Annotated in this window: 16 protein-coding genes, 1 pseudogene and 1 riboswitch; of the genes and pseudogenes, 7 read left to right on the top strand and 10 right to left on the bottom strand. The window is 68.4% G+C overall.

Annotated features, from left to right (window positions below; translation table 11 throughout):
- The first annotated feature begins 3 nt into the window (after positions 1 to 3).
- A complete protein-coding gene (gene otsA, locus H8B22_RS03540) occupies positions 4 to 1,368 on the top strand; it encodes an alpha,alpha-trehalose-phosphate synthase (UDP-forming) (protein WP_187712745.1) in 1,365 nt (454 codons plus the stop codon).
- Between the two features lie 3 nt (positions 1,369 to 1,371).
- Here otsA and H8B22_RS03545 read toward each other — a convergent pair whose 3' ends face one another.
- Genes H8B22_RS03545 through rluD form a run of 4 tightly spaced genes read right to left on the bottom strand, consistent with a single transcriptional unit; the run spans position 1,372 to position 4,055 of the window.
- Positions 1,372 to 1,797, bottom strand: a complete 426-nt coding sequence (locus H8B22_RS03545; protein WP_187712746.1) for a thiol-disulfide oxidoreductase DCC family protein — start codon at positions 1,795 to 1,797, stop codon at positions 1,372 to 1,374.
- The gene (locus H8B22_RS03550) at positions 1,787 to 2,320 is read right to left on the bottom strand and encodes a DUF4166 domain-containing protein (protein ID WP_187712747.1); all 534 of its coding nucleotides are present in this window, start codon (positions 2,318 to 2,320) and stop codon (positions 1,787 to 1,789) included. The genes H8B22_RS03545 and H8B22_RS03550 overlap by 11 nt, the downstream gene beginning before the upstream one ends.
- Positions 2,317 to 3,075, bottom strand: a complete 759-nt coding sequence (gene pgeF, locus H8B22_RS03555; RefSeq protein ID WP_187712748.1) for a peptidoglycan editing factor PgeF — start codon at positions 3,073 to 3,075, stop codon at positions 2,317 to 2,319. Before pgeF ends, H8B22_RS03550 begins: the two co-directional genes overlap by 4 nt.
- A gap of 5 nt (positions 3,076 to 3,080) precedes the next feature.
- Positions 3,081 to 4,055 (bottom strand): 23S rRNA pseudouridine(1911/1915/1917) synthase RluD, encoded by a 975-nt coding sequence (gene rluD / locus H8B22_RS03560; protein WP_187712749.1) that lies wholly within the window; start codon positions 4,053 to 4,055, stop codon positions 3,081 to 3,083.
- Positions 4,056 to 4,142: 87 nt separating this feature from the next.
- On the opposite strand from rluD, the gene H8B22_RS03565 reads away from it, so the two are divergent.
- Entirely contained in the window at positions 4,143 to 5,015 is an 873-nt protein-coding gene (locus H8B22_RS03565) for an outer membrane protein assembly factor BamD (protein WP_187712750.1), read from the top strand.
- A gap of 161 nt (positions 5,016 to 5,176) precedes the next feature.
- On the top strand, positions 5,177 to 6,019 hold the full coding sequence (locus H8B22_RS03570; RefSeq protein WP_187712751.1) for a PhzF family phenazine biosynthesis protein: 843 nt from the start codon (positions 5,177 to 5,179) through the stop codon (positions 6,017 to 6,019).
- Between the two features lie 107 nt (positions 6,020 to 6,126).
- Here the strand turns inward: H8B22_RS03570 and H8B22_RS03575 are convergent, their stop codons facing one another.
- From H8B22_RS03575 to sucC, 6 genes are all read right to left on the bottom strand, one after another.
- Positions 6,127 to 7,761, bottom strand: a complete 1,635-nt coding sequence (locus tag H8B22_RS03575) for an NAD+ synthase (protein WP_187712752.1) — start codon at positions 7,759 to 7,761, stop codon at positions 6,127 to 6,129.
- 154 nt (positions 7,762 to 7,915) lie between these two features.
- Positions 7,916 to 8,329 carry an acyl-CoA thioesterase gene (locus H8B22_RS03580; RefSeq protein WP_187712753.1) on the bottom strand — a complete coding sequence of 138 codons (414 nt, stop codon included), beginning with the start codon at positions 8,327 to 8,329 and terminating at the stop codon, positions 7,916 to 7,918.
- Entirely contained in the window at positions 8,319 to 9,338 is a 1,020-nt protein-coding gene (locus H8B22_RS03585; protein ID WP_187712754.1) for a ribonucleotide-diphosphate reductase subunit beta, read from the bottom strand. The genes H8B22_RS03580 and H8B22_RS03585 overlap by 11 nt, the downstream gene beginning before the upstream one ends.
- 204 nt (positions 9,339 to 9,542) lie before the next feature.
- Positions 9,543 to 11,876, bottom strand: coding sequence for a ribonucleoside-diphosphate reductase subunit alpha (locus H8B22_RS03590; protein ID WP_187713514.1), 2,334 nt, complete (start codon positions 11,874 to 11,876; stop codon positions 9,543 to 9,545).
- A gap of 396 nt (positions 11,877 to 12,272) precedes the next feature.
- Positions 12,273 to 12,532: riboswitch (cobalamin riboswitch) on the bottom strand.
- An 88-nt stretch (positions 12,533 to 12,620) separates the two neighbouring features.
- Complete coding sequence (gene sucD / locus H8B22_RS03595; protein WP_187712755.1) at positions 12,621 to 13,496, bottom strand: succinate--CoA ligase subunit alpha; 876 nt, start codon at positions 13,494 to 13,496, stop codon at positions 12,621 to 12,623.
- Positions 13,497 to 13,510: 14 nt separating this feature from the next.
- Entirely contained in the window at positions 13,511 to 14,677 is a 1,167-nt protein-coding gene (gene sucC / locus H8B22_RS03600; protein ID WP_187712756.1) for an ADP-forming succinate--CoA ligase subunit beta, read from the bottom strand.
- 191 nt (positions 14,678 to 14,868) lie between these two features.
- Here sucC and H8B22_RS03605 point away from each other — a divergent pair, with 191 nt between their 5' ends.
- From H8B22_RS03605 to H8B22_RS03620, 4 genes and pseudogenes are all read left to right on the top strand, one after another.
- Positions 14,869 to 16,467 (top strand): sensor histidine kinase, encoded by a 1,599-nt coding sequence (locus H8B22_RS03605; RefSeq protein ID WP_187712757.1) that lies wholly within the window; start codon positions 14,869 to 14,871, stop codon positions 16,465 to 16,467.
- A gap of 97 nt (positions 16,468 to 16,564) precedes the next feature.
- On the top strand, positions 16,565 to 18,043 hold the full coding sequence (locus tag H8B22_RS03610; RefSeq protein WP_187712758.1) for a sigma-54-dependent transcriptional regulator: 1,479 nt from the start codon (positions 16,565 to 16,567) through the stop codon (positions 18,041 to 18,043).
- A 293-nt stretch (positions 18,044 to 18,336) separates the two neighbouring features.
- Positions 18,337 to 18,448, top strand: a pseudogene (locus tag H8B22_RS14975) (prepilin-type N-terminal cleavage/methylation domain-containing protein); the annotation flags it as partial.
- A 470-nt stretch (positions 18,449 to 18,918) separates the two neighbouring features.
- Positions 18,919 to 20,844 carry a tetratricopeptide repeat protein gene (locus H8B22_RS03620; RefSeq protein WP_187712759.1) on the top strand — a complete coding sequence of 642 codons (1,926 nt, stop codon included), beginning with the start codon at positions 18,919 to 18,921 and terminating at the stop codon, positions 20,842 to 20,844.
- Positions 20,845 to 20,850 lie beyond the last annotated feature (6 nt).

The following is a 20,850-nucleotide window of genomic DNA, read 5'->3' on the forward strand; positions in this document are numbered from 1 at the left end:
TCAATGAGCAGGTTGGTGATGGTGTCCAACCGCGTCGCCCTGCCGGGCGAGGCGCGCGCCGGCGGTCTGGCCATCGCGCTCAAGGCCGCGATCGAGGAAGCCGGCGGCCTCTGGTTCGGCTGGAGCGGCCGCGTCGCGCCCGAGTCCGGCCGCCTGCACGAAACCGCTGCCGGCAACGTCCGCTACCTCACCGTCGACCTCTCCGAGGACGACCGCGACGCCTACTACCACGGCTTCGCCAACCGCACGTTGTGGCCGCTGCTGCATTTCCGCATGGACCTGGTCGACTACAGCCGCGAGATGTACGCCGGCTACCGCCGCGTCAACGCGCTGTTCGCCGAGAAGCTCGCACCGCTGCTGCAGGACGACGACGTCGTATGGGTGCACGACTACCACCTCATCCCGCTCGCGCAACTGCTGCGCGAACGCAGCGTGCGCTGCCGGCTGGGTTTCTTCCTGCACGTGCCGATGCCGTCGTCCGACCTGCTCGCGGCGCTGCCCGATCACCGCCGCCTGTTCGAAGGCCTGTCCCAGTACGACCTGGTCGGCTTCCAGACCGAGCGCGACCTCGAGCGTTTCCAGGATTACGTGCGCCTGTTCGGCCGCGGCCGCGTGGTCGAACACGGCGTGCTGGAAACGGCCGAAGGACGCCGGCTGCGTGCCGGCGCCTTCCCGATCAGCATCGACACGGCCGGCATCAGCGACCTGGCCGCGCGCTCCGCCGGCAAGGCCAGCGCGAAGCGGCTCGGCGCGAGCCTGTCGGGGCGCGCGCTCGCCATCGGCGTCGACCGGCTGGATTATTCGAAGGGACTGCCCGAGCGCTTCCGCGCCTTCGAACGCTACCTGTTGCGCCATCCGGAACAGCGCGGGCACGTGACCTACCTGCAGATCGCGCCGGTGTCGCGCGGCGAAGTGCCCGAGTACCGCACGCTGCGCCAGGAACTGGAACGCCTCGCCGGCCACATCAACGGCACCCACGCCGATGCCGACTGGACGCCGGTGCGTTACGTCAACCGCAACTACCCGCACGCCTCGCTCACCGGCTTCTACCGCCTGGCGCGCGTGGCGCTGGTGACGCCGCTGCGCGATGGCATGAACCTGGTGGCCAAGGAATTCGTCGCCGCGCAGGACGGCGACGATCCCGGCGTGCTGGTGCTGTCGAGCTTCGCCGGTGCCGCGCGCGAACTGCCGCAGGCGTTGCTGGTGAATCCCTACGACCTCGACGGCGTTGCCGATGCGATCGCCACCGCGGTGGCGATGCCGCTGCAGGAACGGCGCGAACGCTGGCAGGCGATGATCGAACAGCTGCGCCGGCACGACATCACCGCCTGGCGGCAGCACTTCCTCGCCACCCTGCGCGCGGCCTGAGGCCTACGGCAGGAAACGGTCGGCGTGGCCGTCCGGCGGCAGCGCGCAGGCGTCGTGGCGCCCGAACCAGCGGTAGCGGTTGCGCGCCAGCCAGCGGTACGCGCGATCGCGCAGCGGCCGCGGCACCACGCGCAGCGCGTGCACCAGCCGCCACGGGCCGGCGAGCCCGGCAACGACGCGGACGATCGCATCGGTGTCGCGCCAGGCGCGGCCGTGGTCCGCCAGCAGGAACGACACCGGGTCGTCGGGATCGAGCCCGTTCTCGACCAGCAGGCGACGACCGCTCGCGGTCTGCATGGCGGCGAAGCGGTAACGCGCGCGGCGGTCGTGACGGAGCAGGAAACGCACCCAGCCGCTGCACAGCACGCACACGCCGTCGAAGACGATGACCGGGCGCGGATCGGCGCGTGTTTCGCCCTCAGCCGACATGCAGCCAGCCGCGGTAACGCACCAGCAGTCCGGCCGCGGGCAGCGCCGCGGCGACGTCGAAGCAGTAGCGATCGCCCTGCTGCGTTTCGCGCGCAGTGACCGCCACAAACCACGCAGCCGGCAACGGCACGCCGAAGACGCGGACGCGCGCCACGCGCCAGACCAGCGCGGCCGCCTCCACCTCTAGGCGGAAGCCGAACGTCACCAGGCCCAGGCGCTCGCACAACAGGCCGTCGCCGGCCCACAGGCGCGACGGCATCGCGTGGTTGGCGATCCGTCGCGTCCAGCGTTCCTCGCCGGGCGTGGCCACGATCTCGACCGCGATCGGGCCGCATCCGGCCGGCGGCAGGCGCGTGGCCCACGCACACAGCCGCGCCAGCCTGCCGTGTCCACGCTCCACCTCCACTTCGCCGGCCAGCTGCTGCACGCCGAGGCGAAAATGCACGGCACGCACCAGCGGCGGCAGCGATTCGAAGCGTGCGCCCAGCAGCGCCGCGAACAGCAGGCGCGCCGGCGCGTTCAACGCGCGGGATCCATCCACACCAGCGAGGCCATGCGCCCGGTGCGCTGGTCGCGACGGTGCGAGTAGAAGGACTGCGGGTCGGCGATGGTGCACAGCGCGCCGCCATGGATGTCGTGCGCGCGCAGCCCGGCCTTCTCGAGGCGGCGGCGCGCGAGCGCGTACAGGTCGACGTGCCAGTGGTGGGGACGCGTGCTGGTGAAGGCGCGGCCCGCGCCCCAGTCGTCGGCCACGAAGGCGTCGTAGACCTCCATGCCGACTTCGTAGCGTTGCGGTCCCGCACCGGGACCGAGCCAGGCGAGCAGGTGGTCGGGCGGCGTGTGCAGCGCGGCGACGGTCGCTTCCAGCACGCCCGCGGCCAGGCCGCGCCAGCCGGCATGCGCGGCGCCGACGGCGCTGCCGTCTTTCGCCGCGAACAGCACCGGCAGGCAGTCGGCGGTGAGGATGGCGAGCACGACGCCGGGGGTCGAGGTCACCGCGGCGTCGGCTTCCGGCTCGTGCGTGGCCGCGCTGTCGTCGCAACGCACGACGTCCACGCCGTGCACCTGGCGCAGCCAGTGCGGCGGCGACGGCAGCCGCGCGAATTCGGCCAGCTGCTGCCGGTTGCGCAGTACGTCCGCTTCGACGTCGCCCGAACGCAGGCCGAGGTTGAAGCTGTCGAACGGCGCGCGCGAGACGCCGGCACCGTGGCGCAGGGTGGTGAAGCCGTGCACCGACTTCGGTACAGGCCACGCGGCCGGGAGGAAGGCCGGATGCATGGCTCTCAGCGGCCGTCCCGCTTCGCGAGCGCCGCGTCGTCGTGCAGGGCGCGCACCAGCGCGCGCAGGTCGTCGGGCACCGGCGCGCTGCAGCGCACGGCTTCGCCGGTCACCGGGTGGCTGAACTCCAGCACTTCGGCGTGCAGCGCCTGGCGGCGGAAACCGCGCAGGGCCTCGATCAGTTCCGGCGTCGCGCCCTTGGGCAGCTTCAGCGGGCCGCCGTAGAGCGGATCGCCGATGATCGGGTGCTTGAGGTGCGCCATGTGCACGCGGATCTGGTGCGTGCGCCCGGTTTCCAGCCGGCATTCGAGCAGGGTGTGGGCGCGGAAGCGTTCGCGCAGGCGGAAGTGGGTCACCGCGTCCTTGCCGTCGTCGCGCACGGCCATGCGGATGCGATCGCGCGGGTGGCGTTCGATCGGCGCGTTGGCGGTGCCGCCGGAGACCAGCGCACCCACGACCACGGCGAGGTACTGGCGGTGCACTTCGCGCGAGGACAGCTGCTCGATCAGCGCCGTGTGCGCGGGCAAGGTGCGCGCGACCACCATGACGCCGGAGGTGTCCTTGTCGAGGCGGTGGACGATGCCGGCGCGCGGCAGCGCGTTGAGCGCCGGGTCGCGGTGCAGCAGCGCGTTCACCAGGGTGCCGGCGGGATTGCCCGCGCCCGGATGCACCACCAGCCCCGCGGGCTTGTTGATGACGAAGACGTGCTCGTCCTCGTACAGCACGTCCAGCGCGATGTCTTCGGGCTGCGAATGGGTCTGCACCTCGAGCACCACGGCCAGGGTGACGGTTTCGCCGCCGCGGACCGGATCGCGCGGGCGCACTTCCTTGCCGTCGAGGCGGGCGTCGCCGGACTTGATCCAGGCCGACAGGCGCGAGCGCGAGTAATCGGGGAAAAGTTCCGCAAGCACGGCGTCGAAGCGACGGCCGGCGCTGCTGTCGGGGACGGTGGCGGAAAGGGTCTGGGCAGAGCCGCTCATGCAGGGGCCAAGGTTCAGGGGGCGGATCGCCGGGCTGCTATTATCCGGGTTTCGCGCCTCCGGCGTCCGTCCAAAGCCTGCTGCCCCATGACCCCCAGTCGTAATCGCATCGCTCCGCGCGCCCTGCTCTGCCTGCTGCTGATCGCCGTCCTTGCCGGTTCGGGCTGCGCCCGGGTCAAGGGCATGTTCAAGGACGAGGAGGCCAACGAGGGCCAGCCGGTCGAGGAGCTGTACACGAAGGCGCACCGCCTGATGACCCACGGCAACTGGTCGGGCGCCGAGCTCGTCTTCAAGCGCCTGGTCGCGCAGTACCCCTACGGCACGTACACCGAGCAGGCGCTGGTGGAAACCGCCTACGCCCAGTACAAGTCGGGCAAGCACGACGACGCGATCAGCAGTATCGACCGCTTCATCCGCACCTACCCGACCCACCGCAACACCTCGTACATGTACTACCTGCGCGGCCTGGTGGATTCGAGCCGGCAGACGGTGTTCCTGCAGCGGGTGTGGCGCCTGGATCCGAGCCGCCGCGACCTGGCGACGCCGCAGCAGGCCTACAACGACTTCCAGATCGTCGCCGAGCGCTACCCGAACAGCCGCTACGCCGAGGACGCGCGCCAGCGCATGGCCGACCTGCGCAACGTGTTCGCGCGCCACGACCTCGACGTCGCCCTGTACTACCTGCGCCGCACCGCCTACGTGGCCGCCGCCGACCGCGCCAAGCGCGTGCTCGAGACCTATCCGCAGAGCAAGTACCAGAACGATGCGGTCGCCGCGCTGGCCGCCGCCTACACCGGCCTGGGCAATACGGCGCTCGCCGACGACGCCAAGCGCGTGCTGCAGCAGAACGATCCGAACCACCCGTACCTGACGGGCGACTGGCCGGATTACCCGAACAACCTGCGCAAGCTCAATCCGTTCGCCGGCGAGAAGTCGGCGCTGGACAACGACAAGCGCTGAACCCCGCAGCATCCACGCACGAACGCCGCCTCCGGGCGGCGTTTTGCTTTTTGGCGCCGGGCATCGCCGGCGTCGATGCGCGGAACACTGCGTGCACGGCGCGACCGCGCAGTTTGCGCCCGGCGCTGCACACTGGCCTGCCCCCCGAGCGTGCCCCTGCCATGAGCGAGCCCGAACTCCTTCGCTACACCGCGTTCACCGATCGCCCCGAGGGCGGCAACCCCGCCGGCGTGGTGCTGGATGCCCGCGGGCTGGATGCCGCGCGGATGCAGGCCATCGCCGCCGCAATCGGTTATTCCGAAACCGCCTTCCTGTCGCCGCGCGCGGACGGCGGCTACGACACGCGCTACTACTCGCCGGAAAAGGAAATCAGTTTCTGCGGCCACGCCACCATCGCCGCCGCGGTCGCGCTGGCCGAACGCAGTGCGCCCGGCCACCTGCGCCTGCACACCCGCGTCGGCGAAGTCGCGGTGGAAACGCACCGCACCGACGGCCGCACCACGGCGACGCTGACCAGCGTGGAACCGCACGTCGTCGTGCCGTCCGACGAACTGCTGGCCAGTGCGCTGGCCGCACTGCGGTGGTCGCCCGATGAGCTCGACCCCGCGTTGCCGGCCCGCATAGGCTTCGCCGGCGCGCGCCACCTGATCCTCGCGGCACGCACACGCGAACGCCTGCGCGAACTCGACTACGACTACGCGGCGCTCAAGGCACTGATGCTGGCCCACGACCTCACCACGCTCGCGCTGCTCTGGCGCGAGGGGCCGACGCTGTTCCACGCGCGCAATCCATTCCCGCCGGGCGGCGTGGTCGAGGATCCCGCCACCGGCGCGGCGGCCGCGGCCTTAGGTGCCTACCTGCGCGAACTGGCGCTGGTCGTGCCGCCCGCGACGATCACGATCCACCAGGGCGTCGACATGGGACGCCCCAGCCTGTTGACGGTGGAGATCGGCGCACGCGGCGGGATCCGCGTCACCGGGCAGGCGGTGCCAGTCGCGCCGTGAGGCAAACGTAGCGGCGATGCAGTTCACGTAGTTCGGGTAAGCGAAGCGCACCCGGGAGTTTTGTACGTGACCCCGGGTGCGGCCTGCGGCCTTACCCGGGCTACTCGCTATTTGCCGTCCATGTACCCATTGGTGATCGGATAACGGCGTTCGCGCCCGAAAGCACGCCGCGACACCTTCGGACCCGGTGCCGCCTGGTGCCGCTTCCATTCGCTGATCCGCACCAGCCGCAGCACGCGCTCCACCGTCGCCGCATCGAAGCCGGCCGCGATGATCTCCGCACCCGACTGCTCCAGGTCGACATGCCGGTACAGGATCGCGTCGAGCACGTCGTACGTCGGCAGCGAATCCTGGTCCTTCTGGTTCTCGCGCAATTCCGCCGAGGGCGGGCGGTCGATCACGCCCTGCGGGATCACCAGGTCGCCGACGGTGTTGCGCCAGCGCGCCAGCGCGAATACCTCGGTCTTGTACAGGTCCTTCAGTGGCGCATAGCCGCCGCACATGTCGCCGTAGATGGTGGCGTAGCCGACCGCGTATTCGCTCTTGTTGCCGGTGGTCAGCAGCAGGCCGCCGAACTTGTTGCTCAGCGCCATCATGATCGCGCCGCGGCTGCGCGATTGCAGGTTTTCCTCGGCGGTGTCTACCGGCTTGTCCGCGAACTGCTCCGCCAGCGCATCGATGAAGCCCTGGAACGGTTTCTCGATCGGCACGGTGATCATGCGCACGCCCTGGCGGCGGCACTGCTCCTCGGCGAGGTCGTTCGACAGGTCGGCGGTGTAGCGCGAAGGCATGCGCACCGCGGTCACGTGGTCCGCGCCGAGCGCATCCACCGCGATCGCCAGCACCAGCGAGGAATCGATGCCGCCGGACAGGCCAAGCCACGCGTGCTTGAAGCCGTTCTTGGCGAAGTAGTCGCGCGTGCCGCGCACCACTGCGCGCCAGGCCAGCGCATCGCGGCTTTCGTCGCCATCGTCCATCCATTGCACCGGTGCGAACCTGCGCGTGTCCGCATCGAAGTCGACCACCAGCCACTGGTCGGTGAAGGCGGCCGCCGCCGGATGCACCGCGCCGTCGCCGTCGGCCACGACCGAGGCACCGTCGAACACCAGCGCATCCTGCCCGCCGACCACGTTGAGGTAGGCGATCGCCGCGCCGGTTTCCTGCACCCGCTGCGCCAGCAGTTCGTCGCGCTGCACGTGCTTGTCGCGCTCGAACGGCGAGGCGTTCGGCACCAGCACCACCTGCGCGCCTGCCGCGACCGTCTGCGCGATGGGTTCGGGGAACCACAGGTCTTCGCAGATGATCAGCCCGACCTGGGTGCCGTTGACTTCGAATACGCAGTTGTCGCGGTCCGGGTCGACGTCGAAGTAGCGGCGCTCGTCGAACACCGCGTAGTTGGGCAGCTCGCGCTTGCGGTAGGTGTGGGCGATGGCGCCGTCGCGCAACACGCTGGCGGCGTTGTAGACCACCGCGCCGGCGGCCTGCGGCCAGCCGACGATGGCGACGATCCCGGTCGCGGCGCGGGCGATGCGCTGCATCGCCGCCTCGCAGTCGGCGAGGAACGCCGGACGCAGCAGCAGGTCCTCCGGCGGGTAGCCGCTGAGGGCCAGCTCGGGGAACAGCACCACGTCGGCGGCGTATTCCTCCCGCGCGACCGCGATCATCTCGATGATGCGGTCGGCGTTCTGCGCCACCGCACCGACCGTGAAATCGAACTGCGCCATCGCGATCCGCACCGTCATGCCCTGCTCCAGCCTGCGTGTGCGCGCATTCTACTGCGGTGTGGCGGGCCGACATTTCAACTTGGCGTAGCCCGGGTAAGGCCGAAGGCCGCACCCGGGGTTCCGCACGCGCCGAAGGCCCCGGGTGCGCTGCGCTTACCCGGGCTACACGCCCTCAGGCCATCACGGCCAGCGCCTGCACCGGTGCCGGCTTGCCGTTGGCGTCCAGCGCGATCATCACGAAGCGGCCGCGCGTGCACAGGTGGCGCGTGCCGGCGTGCGGGTCTTCCGTGTGCAGCTCCACTTCCACCTGCATCGAGCTGCGCCCGACCTCGACGATGCGCGCCACCAGTTCGACCAGCTGGCCCTGCCGCACAGGCACATGGAAGTCGACCTGCTCCGAGCGCGCCGTGACCACGGTGCGGCGCGCATAGCGGGTGGCGGCGATGAACGCCGCCTTGTCCATCCACGCCAGCGCGCGGCCGCCGAACAGCGTGCCCAGGTGGTTCGCGTCGTCCGGGAACACGATCTCCCACAACCGCGCTTCCAGCAGCGCGGCCGGCTCCACATGGGGATGGTCAGAACGCATCGTCGAACCCGACCGCACCGCTGATGCCGACCTGGTAGGCCGACACGCGACGCTCGAAGAAGTTGGTCAGCTCCTGCACGTCCTGCAGGTCCATGAACGGGAACGGATTCTTCGCCCCGAATTCGGGGACTAGGCCGAGCGCGGACAGGCGCAGGTCGGCAACGTATTCCAGGTACTGGCGCATCTCGCGCGGCGACAGGCCGTTGACGCCGCCGGAGAGCACGTCGGTGGCGAAGCCGGCCTCGACCTCGATCGCCTCGCGCAGCATCGCGCGCACTTCGCGCTCCATGCCCGCATCAAACAGGCCCGGATCCTCGCTGCGCACGGTGTGGATCACCTCCAGGGCAAAGCCCATGTGCCCGGATTCGTCGCGGAACACCCAGTTGGTGCCCGACGCCAGCCCCGGCAGCAGCCCGCGCGAACGCAGGAACCACACATAGGCGAACGCGGCGAAGAAGAACAGGCCTTCGATGCAGCAGGCGAAGCAGATGAGATTCAGCAGGAAGGCGCGGCGCTGCTCGCGCGTCTCCAGGCGCCGCAGGTCCTGCACCGAATCCATCCACTTGAAGCAGAACGCGGCCTTGGCCTTGATCGATGGAATGTTCTCGATCGCGTCGAAGGCTTCGGCGCGGCGGGCGGGATCGGGAATGTAGGCATCCAGCAGCGTCAGGTAGAACTGCACGTGCAGCGCTTCCTCGTACAGCTGGCGCGACAGGTACATGCGCGCTTCGGGCGCGTTGATGTGCTGGTACAGGTTCAGCACCAGGTTGTTGGACACGATCGAATCGCCGGTGGCGAAGAACGCGACCAGGCGCTCGATCAGGTGGCGATCGGCCGGCGTCAGCTTGTGGCGCAGGTCGTTGAGGTCGATGCCGAAGTCGATTTCCTCGACGGTCCAGGTGTTCTTGATGGCGTCCTTGTACATCTCGTAGAACGCGGGATAACGCATCGGCCGCAGGGTGAGGGCGAAGCCGGGATCGAGCAGGTGGGATGGCATCACTGCGGACATGGAGTTCTCGTTCTTGCCCTTCTCCCCGCTCGCGCGGGGGAAGGTGGCGCGAAGCGCCGGATGATGGGCAAGGCGAAGCGATGCAGCTTCACCGACGATTGCAACCGGGATCCCGCGCTGGGACCGGGACGAAGCAGATGGAGCGGCGGCGACCACATCCCTGCGCGAGGCCGTCCTGGCAGTCGCGCGCCGCTCCCGAAACGATTACTGGCAGGCCTCGCAGGCCTCCGGGTTCTCCAGCGAACAGGCCAATGCCTGCTGCTCGCTGTAGGCCGGCGCCGGCGTTGCCGAAACGGTTGCCTTGGCGATCCGCGTGGCCGGCCGCGAGCGCAGGTAGTAGGTGGTCTTCAGCTTCGACTTCCACGCGTACATGTACATCGACGACAGGCGACCGATGTTCGGGCTCTCCATGAACAGGTTGAGCGACTGCGACTGGTCGAGGTACGGGCCGCGTGCGGCGGCCAGGTCGATCAGCGCCTTCTGCGGCAACTCCCACGCGGTGCGGTAGACCGCCTTCAATGCCTCCGGAATCCCCGGCACGGCCTGGATCGAGCCTTCGGCCAGCTTGATCGCGTCGCGCGTCTGCTCGGTCCACAGGCCGAGCTTCTTCAGCTCGTCGACCAGGTAGCGGTTGATCTGCAGGAAGTCGCCCGACAGCGTCTCGCGCTTGAACAGGTTGGACACCTGCGGCTCGATGCATTCGTAGCAGCCGGCAATCGACGCGATGGTCGCGGTCGGCGCGATCGCGATCAGCAGCGAGTTGCGCAGGCCGTGCTGGGCGATGCGCTGCCTGAGCGCGTCCCAGGCCGCGGTTTCGGTCGGAGTGACGCCCCACAGGTCGAACTGCAACGCGCCACCGGCCGCGCGCGTCTCGGCGTAGGCCGGGTGCGCGCCGTGCTTCTCGGCCAGCTCGCACGAGGCTTCCAGCGCGTGCAGGTAGATGCGCTCGGCGATCTTCGTCGACAGCTGCAGCGCTTCGACGCCATCGAACGGCAGGCGCAGCTTGAAGAACACGTCCTGCAGGCCCATCACGCCCAGCCCCACCGGGCGCCAGCGCAGGTTGGAGCGGCGCGCGGTTTCGATCGGGTAGAAGTTGAGGTCGATGACGCGGTCGAGCTGGCGCACCGCGACGCGCACGGTTTCGCCGAGCTTGTCGAAATCGAAGGCGGACTTGCCGTCGTCGTACAGCGCCACGTGCTGGGCGAGGTTGACCGAGCCCAGGTTGCACACCGCGGTTTCTTCCGCCGAGGTCACCTCGAGGATCTCGGTGCACAGGTTCGACAGGTGCACCGTGCGGCCCGGACCGACCTGGTTGCAGGTGCGGTTGGAGGCGTCCTTGAAGGTCATCCAGCCGTTACCGGTTTCACCGAGCACCTTCATCATCCGCGCATACAGTTCGCGCGCCTTGATCGTCTTGGCGGCCAGGCCCTGCTGTTCGGCCTGCACGTAGGCGCGCTCGAACGCCTCGCCCCACAGGTCGACGAATTCCGGCACCGCGTGCGGATCGAACAGCGACCAGTCGCCATCGATTTCCACGCGCTGCATGAACAGGTCGGGCACCCAGTTGGCCAGGTTGAGGTTGTGCGTGCGGCGCGCTTCGTCGCCGGTGTTCTCGCGCAGCTCGAGGAATTCCTCGATGTCGGCGTGCCAGGTTTCCAGGTAGATGCACGCGGCGCCCTTGCGCTTGCCGCCCTGGTTCACCGCGGCGACCGAGGCGTCGAGCGTCTTCAGCCACGGCACGATGCCGTTGCTGCGGCCGTTGGTGGAACGGATCAGCGAACCGCGCGAACGGATGCGCGAATACGCCTGGCCGATGCCGCCGCTGAACTTGGACAGCTGCGCGACGTCGCCGTAGCGGGCGTAGATGTCGGTGAGCGAGTCCTGCGGCGAATCCAGCAGGAAGCACGACGACAGCTGCTCGTGGCGGGTGCCGGAATTGAACAGCGTCGGCGAGCTGGGAATGTAGTCCAGCGACGCCATCAGCCGGTACAGCTCCAGCGCGGCCGACGGCGTGTCGGTCAGCGCCACGGCGATGCGCATGAAGAACTGCTGCGGCGTCTCGATCACGCTGCGACGCTGCGGGTGCTTCAGCAGGTAGCGGTCGTACAGCGTGCGCAGGCCGAAGTATTCGAAGCGCTGGGTCTGCGCGGCGTCGATCGCATCGTTGAACTTGCGCGCGTTGGTTTCGACGGTCTCGCGGATGCGGTCGTTGATCAGGCCCAGTTCGTGGCCGAGCACGATCGACTGCGAGAACGAATGCACGCCCAGTCCCGCGACTTCCTTGTCGATGTAGCCGGCGAGCAGGCGCGCGGCCAGGCGGGCGTACTGCGGCTCTTCCGCGGTGAACGCGGCGGCGGTGCGGATCGACAACTCGTCGAGCTCGCGCGTGGTCGCGCCGTCGTAGATGCCGGCGATGGTCTTGAGCGCGACCCGCATCGGGTCGATCTCGTTGAGGCCGTCGCTGCAGCGCGTCACCGCGCGCACGATCTTGTTGACGTCGACCGGCTCCTTGCGGCCGTCGCGCTTGGTGATGGCCATGCTCGCCGGCGCGTGCGGCGGGGTCAGGGCGAAGCTGGATTGCGCGGCGTTCGCCGGCGCAGGCGGAGCGACGTCGAGCGATGGCGTCTCGATCGCGGCGTCCAGCGTATCCACTACAGCTGGGGTCTCGGTGTTCATGGCTGTCCTCTCCGGTGGCTGTGGAGAAGAAGCGAAAGCGGTCGCAGGCGCTGCGATGGACCAACGGCCATCCCGCGCACGGACCGGCCCCCGCCCCCTCGGGCGAGCCGGCTTCAACGCGGAGGAATGCAAACGGGCGACGGCGCGGGACGCACTCCCGGCATGGTCGACCGTCGCTCCCCGCGGAGACGCCTGGCCAAACGGAAGGTCCGGACCGCCCTTCGACTTCGGCGCTTGCGCGCTTGGGCCCAGGGCGAACGGATTCCTCCGGTCGTGGCAGGTTTTCGGGCTTCCGGTCGGGACGGTCGGCTGTTGCCAGCACACCGCCTTGCCTACTGCGCGTCGCTTCCCAGCTGCATCCCTTTCGGGACCGGGCCAGTGCCGTTGACGCGGGTCGTTACCAGTTACCGCTGCGGGGCAGCTCCGGAATCGGTCCAATCCATCACGGGATCGACCTCACCGGATTCCCTTTAAGCCTCCCCTTGGCGGGGTCGGCACCATCGACAACCACAAGATAGTGGGGGTCGTTGAATCGGTCAACACAAAATATCGAAAACAAAAGGCCGCCCGAAGGCGGCCTTTTCTTCGAACGATTGCAACAGCGAATTACTTGGCGAGGCGCTTCGCGATCGCCGCACCGAGGTCGCCCGGCGACTTCACCGTGGTGACGCCGGCCTTTTCCATCGCCGCGAACTTGCCTTCGGCCGTGCCCGAACCGCCCGAGGCGATCGCGCCGGCGTGACCCATGCGCTTGCCCTTCGGCGCCGAGGCGCCGGCGATGAAGCCGACCACCGGCTTGGTCACGTACTTGCTGATGAATTCGGCCGCATCTTCCTCGGCCGAACCGCCGATCTCGCCGACCATGATGATGCCTTCGGTCTGCGGGTCGTCCTGGAACCACTTCAGCGCGTCGATGAAGTTGGTGCCGTTGATCGGGTCGCCGCCGATGCCGATGCAGGTCGACTGGCCGAGGCCGACGTCGGTGGTCTGCTTCACGGCTTCATAGGTCAGCGTGCCCGAGCGCGACACGATGCCGATCTTGCCCGGCATGTGGATGTGGCCCGGCATGATGCCGATCTTGCACTCGCCGGGCGTGATCACGCCGGGGCAGTTCGGACCGACCAGCACGACGTCGTCGTAGCCGTTGAGGGCGTTCTTCACGCGCAGCATGTCGAGGACCGGAATGCCCTCGGTGATGCAGACGATGACCTTGATGCCGGCATCGGCCGCTTCGAGGATCGCGTCGGCCGCGAACGGCGGCGGCACGTAGATGACGGAGGCGTCGGCGCCGGTTTCGTTGACGGCATCGGCGACGGTGTTGAACACCGGCAGGCCGAGGTGCTGCGTGCCGCCCTTGCCCGGGGTCACGCCACCGACGACCTTGGTGCCGTAGTCGAGCATCTGCTCGGCGTGGAAGGTGCCCTGCGAGCCGGTGAAGCCCTGCACGATCACCTTGGTGTTCTTGTTGATCAAAACGCTCATGGGATCGTTGTTCCTTACTTGCCGGCGACGGCCGCAACGGCCTTCTTCGCGCCGTCGTTGATGTCGTCGGCCGGGGTGATGGCCAGGCCGGAGTTCTTCAGCAGCTCCTTGCCGGCTTCCACGTTCGTGCCTTCGAGGCGGACGATGACGGGAACCTTGACGTCCACTTCCTTGACCGCGCCGATGATGCCCTCGGCGATCATGTCGCAGCGGACGATGCCGCCGAAGATGTTGACGAAGATCGCCTTCACCTTGTCGCTCGACAGGATCAGCTTGAAGGCTTCGGTGACGCGTTCCTTGGTGGCGCCGCCGCCGACGTCGAGGAAGTTGGCCGGCGAACCGCCGTTGAGCGAGATCACGTCCATCGTGGCCATCGCCAGGCCGGCGCCGTTGACCATGCAGCCGATGTTGCCGTCCATGGTGACGTAGTTGAGGTCGTGCTGGCTGGCCTTGACCTCGGTCTCGTCTTCCTGGCGGATGTCGCGCATCGCGGCCAGTTCCGGATGACGGAAGGTCGCGTTGTCGTCGGAGTTGATCTTGCCGTCGAGCACCGCGAGGTTGCCGTCGGTGAGCACGGCGAGCGGGTTGAGCTCGACCAGCGCCAGGTCCTTGTCGTTGAACAGCTTGTACAGGCCCAGCATGATCTTGCTCAGCTGGTTGACCTGCTTGGCGTTCAGGCCGAGCGCGAAGCCGAGTTCGCGGGTCTGGTACGGCTGCAGGCCCTGCACGTAGTTCACGTGCAGCGTCTTGATCGCTTCCGGCTTCTCGTGCGCGACCTGCTCGATGTCCATGCCGCCTTCGGCGGAGGCGATGAAGGTGATCGACTTGCTGTCGCGGTCGACCAGCACCGACAGGTACATCTCGTTGGCGATGTCCGTGGCCTGGGTCACCAGCACGCTGTCGACGGGCAGTTCCACGCCGGCGGTCTGGTAGGTGGCCATCTTCGTGCCGAGCATGCCCTTGGCGTAGTCGCGCACTTCATCGAGGGTCTTGGCGAGCTTCACGCCGCCGGCCTTGCCGCGGCCGCCCGCGTGGATCTGGGCCTTGACCACCCAGAAGTCGCCACCGATGGCCTTGGCTGCGTCGACAGCCTCTTCCGGCGTGCGCGCTACGCGCCCGGCCGGCACCGCAATGCCGTAATCGGCAAAGAGCTGCTTTGCCTGGTATTCGTGGAAATTCATGCGTCACCGAGGGGAAAGAAAGAACCCACGCCGGGAACGCGGCCAAGGCGGCCGCCGCGCGGGGGCCGGCATTGTCGCCGATCGCGGCGGTCGGGGCAAAACGCCGGGATCGTCCATTGGTCGAACGGCGCCGCAGCGGAGCCGCCCGCGCCCTGCCTATACTCGGCCGTACACCCCCCGGGATCCCCCGCTTGCCCACCCGCCCCGCCGCCGAAGCCGACAGCGCGCTGCGCCGCGAGCTGCATTTCTTCACCCTGTACCGGCTGCTGGAAGCGGCCCTGCTGACCTTCCTGCTGTTCGGCCCGATCCGCCAGTACCTGAGCGAACCCCGCGACGAGGGCGTGGCCAAGGCCACCGCGGTCATCTACCTGTTCGTCGCCCTGTTGCTGTTCGTGATCCGCAAGCACGGCGACCTGAGGCTGCAGGCGCTGGCCGGCGTCGTGTTCGACCTGTTCTTCGGCATCCTCGCCGTGTACGCGATGCCCGGCACGCGCGCGGGCATCGTGCTGATGCTGATGTTCAACGTCGGCGCGGCCGCACTGCTCCTGCCGGCGCGCCTGGGCATCGGGATCGCGGCGGTCGCGGCGAGCGGCCTGCTGCTCGAATACCTGCTGGGCGGCCCCGACGGCCGCGGCATCGGCGAACCGCTGATGTTCGCCACCGGTTACCTGGCCATCGCGACCCTGACCAACGTGTTGGGCCGGCAGATGCGCGCGAGCGTCGACCTGGCCGAACAGCGCGGCGCGGACGCCGCCTCGCTCGCCGAAGTGAACGAACTGATCATCCGGCGCCTGCGCACCGGCGTGCTGCTGGTGGACAGCCACAACAAGCTGCGCCTCGCCAACGAGGCGGCCATGCTGCTGCTGAGCGATCGTGGCGACGACCCCGGCGAAGGCCGCGACCTGCTCCTCGCCGCCCCGGCCCTGGGCAAACGGCTGACGACCTGGCGCGACACCGGACGCGCCGACGACACGCCCCTGCAACTGGCCCCGGACCTGCCCGACGTCGTGCCCCGCTTCACCCGGCTGCGCGCCGGCAGCGACCAGGTGCTGGTCTTCCTCGACGACACCAGCATCGTCTCGCGCCAGGCCGAATCGATGACCCTGGCCACGCTGGGCCGGTTTTCCGCGAGCCTCGCCCACGAGATCCGCAACCCGCTGGCGGCGATCAACTACGCGGTGCAGCTGCTGGAGGAGTCCAAGGACCTGCCCACCTCCGACCAGCGCCTGCTGGAGATCGTGCGCCAGCAGGGCCAGCGCATGAACGGCATCGTCGACAACGTGCTGGGACTGGCACGCCGGGATTCGGCGAAGCCGGAGCACGTCGAGCTGATGGCCTTCACCCGCCGCTTCGTCGACGACTATGCGGTCTCGCACCCGCTCGAACACGATTCATTGAAGGCCACGGGCGCACCGACCTCGCTCATCACGATGGTCGACCCCCGGCAGCTGCACCAGGTGCTGACCGCACTGACCTACAACGCCCTGACCTACGGCCGCATGCCCGGGCAGCCGGCGCGGGTCACCGTGCATGTCTCCGTCGACGATGCCGGCGCCCCGACCATCGACGTGCGCGATCGCGGGCCGGGCGTGCCTGAATCGGTCGTGGGGCAGTTGTTCCGGCCTTTCTTCACCACCTCGGGCCATGGCACCGGATTGGGCCTGTACATCGCCCGCGAGCTGTGCCGGGCCAACCAGGCCACGCTGGGCTACGTCGCCCTTCCCGGGGGCGGCGCCTGCTTCCGCATCGCCATGGCCGCGCCCAGTCCCTTGCTGTCCACCGGTAGCTGACCATCACCGGAATACGAACGATTCAGGCAGACCGTGACCGGCCCCGGTTGGCTGGCGGCGGTCCGTTCCGCTATCGTGTCGGCGCGCGGAGGAGCGGATGACGGAAACACGCAGTGCACTGATAGTCGACGACGAGCGCGATATCCGCGAGCTGCTCGTCATGACGCTTGGCCGCATGGGCCTGCGTTGCGACACCGCCGCCACCCTGGGCGACGCACGCGCGCAGCTGGCGCGCAACGCCTATGACCTGTGCCTCACCGACATGCGCCTGCCCGACGGCTCGGGCATGGACCTGATCGCCGAGATCAACCAGAAGCACCCCAACACCCCGGTCGCGATGATCACCGCCTTCGGCAACGTCGAAGCGGCGGTGGAGGCCTTGAAGGCCGGCGCCTTCGATTTCGTCGCCAAGCCCGTCGACCTGCCGGTGCTGCGCGACCTCGTGCGCCACGCCCTGGACCTGCGCGAGAAGCGCCGCACCCCCGCCCAGGCCGACCCGGTGGCCGCACGCTTCTTCGGCGATTCCCCGGCCATCGCGACGCTGCGCCAGACCATCGCCAAGGTTGCGCGCAGCCAGGCCCCGGTCTACATCGTCGGCGAGTCCGGCGTGGGCAAGGAACTCACTGCCCGCACCATCCACGAGCAGGGCCCGCGCGCCAACGGCCCGTTCGTGCCGGTCAACTGCGGCGCGATCCCGGCCGAGCTGATGGAAAGCGAGTTCTTCGGCCACAAGAAGGGCAGCTTCACCGGCGCCCACGCCGACAAGCCGGGCCTGTTCCAGGCTGCCGACGGCGGCACCCTGTTCCTGGACGAAGTCGCCGAGCTGCCGCTGGCCATGCAGGTCAAGCTGCTGCGCGCGATCCAGGAAAAGTCGATCCGCCCGGTCGGCGCGAATTCCGAAGTCAACGTCGACGTCCGCATCCTCTCGGCCACGCACAAGAACCTCGCGGCCCTGACCGAAGACGGCCGCTTCCGCCACGACCTGTACTACCGCATCAACGTCATCGAGCTGCGCGTGCCACCGCTGCGCGAACGCCTCGACGACCTGCCCGGCCTGGCCGAGCGCGTGCTGACCCGCCTCGCCGCCGCCCAGAGCCGGACGATCCCGACGCTGGCGCCGGATGCACTCGAGGCGCTGCGCGCCCATCCGTTCCCGGGCAACGTGCGCGAGCTGGAAAACATCCTCGAGCGCGCCCTCGCCCTCGCCGACGGCGACCTGATCGAAGCCGGCGACCTGCGCCTGCCCAAGGCCCCGCCGGCCACCAGCGCCGCAATCGCCGCCGGCCACTCGCCCGTATTCGGCGCCGCCCCGGCCACACTGCCGCAGGCGTCCGCCCCGCACATGCCCCCACTGGACCCGCGCGCCACCGGCACCCACGCCGCCCTCGACCCGCGCGCCCTGAACCCCCGCGACACCGCCAGCAGCCGCCTGCCCGAATACATCGAAGCGATGGAGCGCCAGGCGATCGAACAGGCGCTGCAGGAAAACCGCTTCAACAAGACCCGCACGGCGGCGGCGCTGGGGATCACGTTCCGGGCGTTGCGGTACAAGCTGAAAAAGCTTGGGATTGATTGACCCGATCCGTTGTCGAAGATGCTTTAGTCGATCGCGCCCCCATCGGGCATCACAAAAAATGACGTCACGCGTCACAACCCTGAGCCCGAGTGACGTAAAACGTCACATCACGTAGCGTCCTCTACGTCGCTCCGTGACCTCCTCAGCAGTTTGATGAACAAAGCCCCATCTGGCCGCTTTGGCACGACCTATGCGTAGTAACTTGGGCACGTGCGGCAAGCACGGCAGGGCCGACGGACCGGTACCCCGGGCCAGCCGGCACGTGAAATTCAACTACTCCTAGGGGAAACACCATGAAGAAGCAGCAGGGCTTTACGCTGATCGAACTGATGATCGTCGTCGCGATCATCGCCATCCTGGCCGCCATCGCGCTGCCGGCTTACCGCGACTACACCGTCAAGGCCAAGATCACCAACGCCATCGGCGGCCTCGCCGGCGAGAAGATCAAGGTCGGCGAGAACTTCGGCCAAGGCGCTGCCATGGCGAACATTTGCGACGGCGTCGCAAAGTGCACCGCCCCCGCCGGCACGCTCATCGGACGCAACATGAGCGGTGGCGTCGACGCCCCGGCGAACTGGGTCGAAGTCACCCTGACTCCGTCCTTCCCGTCCGGCCCTGCCGGCCGCATCGTCTGGGAATGCCACCCGACCGACTCCGACGGCATCGGCTTCACCGCCACCAATACCCCCGCCGACTGCCCTGCTCCGTAATCGGCTGGTGTCGTGATTTTGAGAAGCCCCGGGAAACCGGGGCTTCTTCTTTGGAAGGTTTTTGAGGTGGCCCTGCGTGGCGCGTCATGATTGCGCCACCAGCGCCACACAAGGGATTAATCGAACGCGCTAAGCTCCGTTCAATCACAATCCGAAGACCGGAACATGCAGAAGTCACAAGCGTGGTTGCTGTTGCTGTTGGCCATGGCAATCACGGTGGTCGTCTACTGGGTCGGTCTGTCAGGTCCGTTGGTGCTGGACGACCACTACAACCTCGAGGTCCTGCAGCGCTGGCTGCAGGGCGAGGCAACATTGCAAGCGGTGCTGTTCGACGGCCGCTCCGGCATGTTCGGGCGACCGTTAGCCATGGCCAGCCTGGCGCTGAGCGCCGGGCTCGGTGGTTACGCACCGTTCGCCTTCAAGCTGGGCAACCTGCTGGTCCACCTGCTCACCGGCGGCGTGGTATTCGCGCTGATACGGCGCATTGCGTTGCGCGATCCGCGCATGGCCGGCCGCGCCGACATCGTCGCCGTGCTGGTCGCCACCCTGTGGCTGCTGCATCCGCTCAATGCCGGCACGGTGCTATACGCGATCCAACGCATGGCGCAGCTTTCCGTGCTGTGCATGCTGGCCGGAATGTGGCTGTACCTGGCCATGCGCGACCGCATCACCACGCGCAGCGACGACCGTGCCGCGGTCGCCACCTTGTTCATCGGCATTCCGCTGCTGCTCGTGGCGGGCTTCCTGTCGAAGGAAAACGCACTGCTGCTTCCTGCGCTATGCCTGGTGCTTGAATTAGGCTGCTACCGGGACACATCGCGTCCACCCGCGATCAAGGCGTTTTTCGGCACCTGCCTGGCCCTGCCCCTCGTGCTGGGCATTGCACTTCTGGCAAGCAACCCGGCGCGCATCACCAGCGGCTACCTGGTCCGCGACTTCGACTGGCAGCAACGGCTGCTGACCCAGGCGCGCGCGCTGTGCGACTACCTGTGGAAGATCCTGGTACCCAACCCGCCGTCCATGGGCGTGTACACCGACGACTACGCGATCTCCACCGGTTTGCTCTCGCCACCCGCGACGTTGGTCGCCATCCTCGTGCTGGCGGGAGTGACACTGGCGGCCTGGCAACTGCGGAAACGCATCCCGTCCCTGTTTGTCGGTTGGGGCATCTTCCTGGTCGGGCATGCCATCGAGTCCAGCGTGCTGCCGCTTGAACTGTACTTCGAGCATCGCAACTACCTTCCGATGGTCGGCGTGCTGTATGCCGCCGTGGGACTGGCGGTGGTGGGCGGCGATGCGCTGCGCAAGGCAGGCCTGCGTCCCGGTCGCATCGGCGCGGTGCTGGCGGTGGGCCTGGTCGCACTCCTGGCCTTCGGCGCCCACGGCCGCGCGCGTGTCTGGAGCTCGCCGGAAACGCTGGCGGTCAGCGCGGTGACGAGCCATCCACAATCGTTGCGCGCCAACATGGCGCTAGTGCGCGTGGCACAGCAACAGAACAACCGCCAAGCAGTGGCACAGGCACTGGATCGCCTCATTGCTGCCGACAACCCCCGCACGCGCGCGATGGGGTATTTCAACCGCCTCTACCTGGCCTGCGCGCTCGATCGGGATGGGAATCCGGACGACCTGCGGCAGGCAATTGAATTGATGCCGCCGCGCGTGATCTATGCCGACCCTGAGTTCTTCGGCTTGTTGCTGGACAATACCCCTCAGGGGTGCGGCGCGGTGACCGATCGGATGCTGGGCGACGCGTTGGACACGCTGCTGGATCGTGCGACGGCGCAGCCCGATGGAGAGTGGGCGAAGTGGCGGTTGCGCAACATGGCTGCCCGTTTCTATGCGCGTAGCGGCGACTGGCAGAGGACGCGCGAGCAGGCCCTGCTCGCCTGGCAACCAGGTACCGATCCGGCCGCAGCGGAGCTGCTAGTGCGTGCGCAGCTGCGGACCGGCGACATCGCTGGCGCGGAGCGGACATGGGAAGAAGCCAGCAGGCGCGCCAGAGCCGCGGACCAAGCTGGCCTGCAATGGCTCCGGCGCCAGATCGATATCGCCCGCAAGCAACCGCAAAGCAACGCCGGCGCTTCGCCTTGAATGCGC

The sequence above is a fragment of the Lysobacter terrestris genome (genome assembly GCF_014489475.1).
Classification (GTDB): Bacteria; Pseudomonadota; Gammaproteobacteria; order Xanthomonadales; family Xanthomonadaceae; genus Agrilutibacter; species Agrilutibacter terrestris.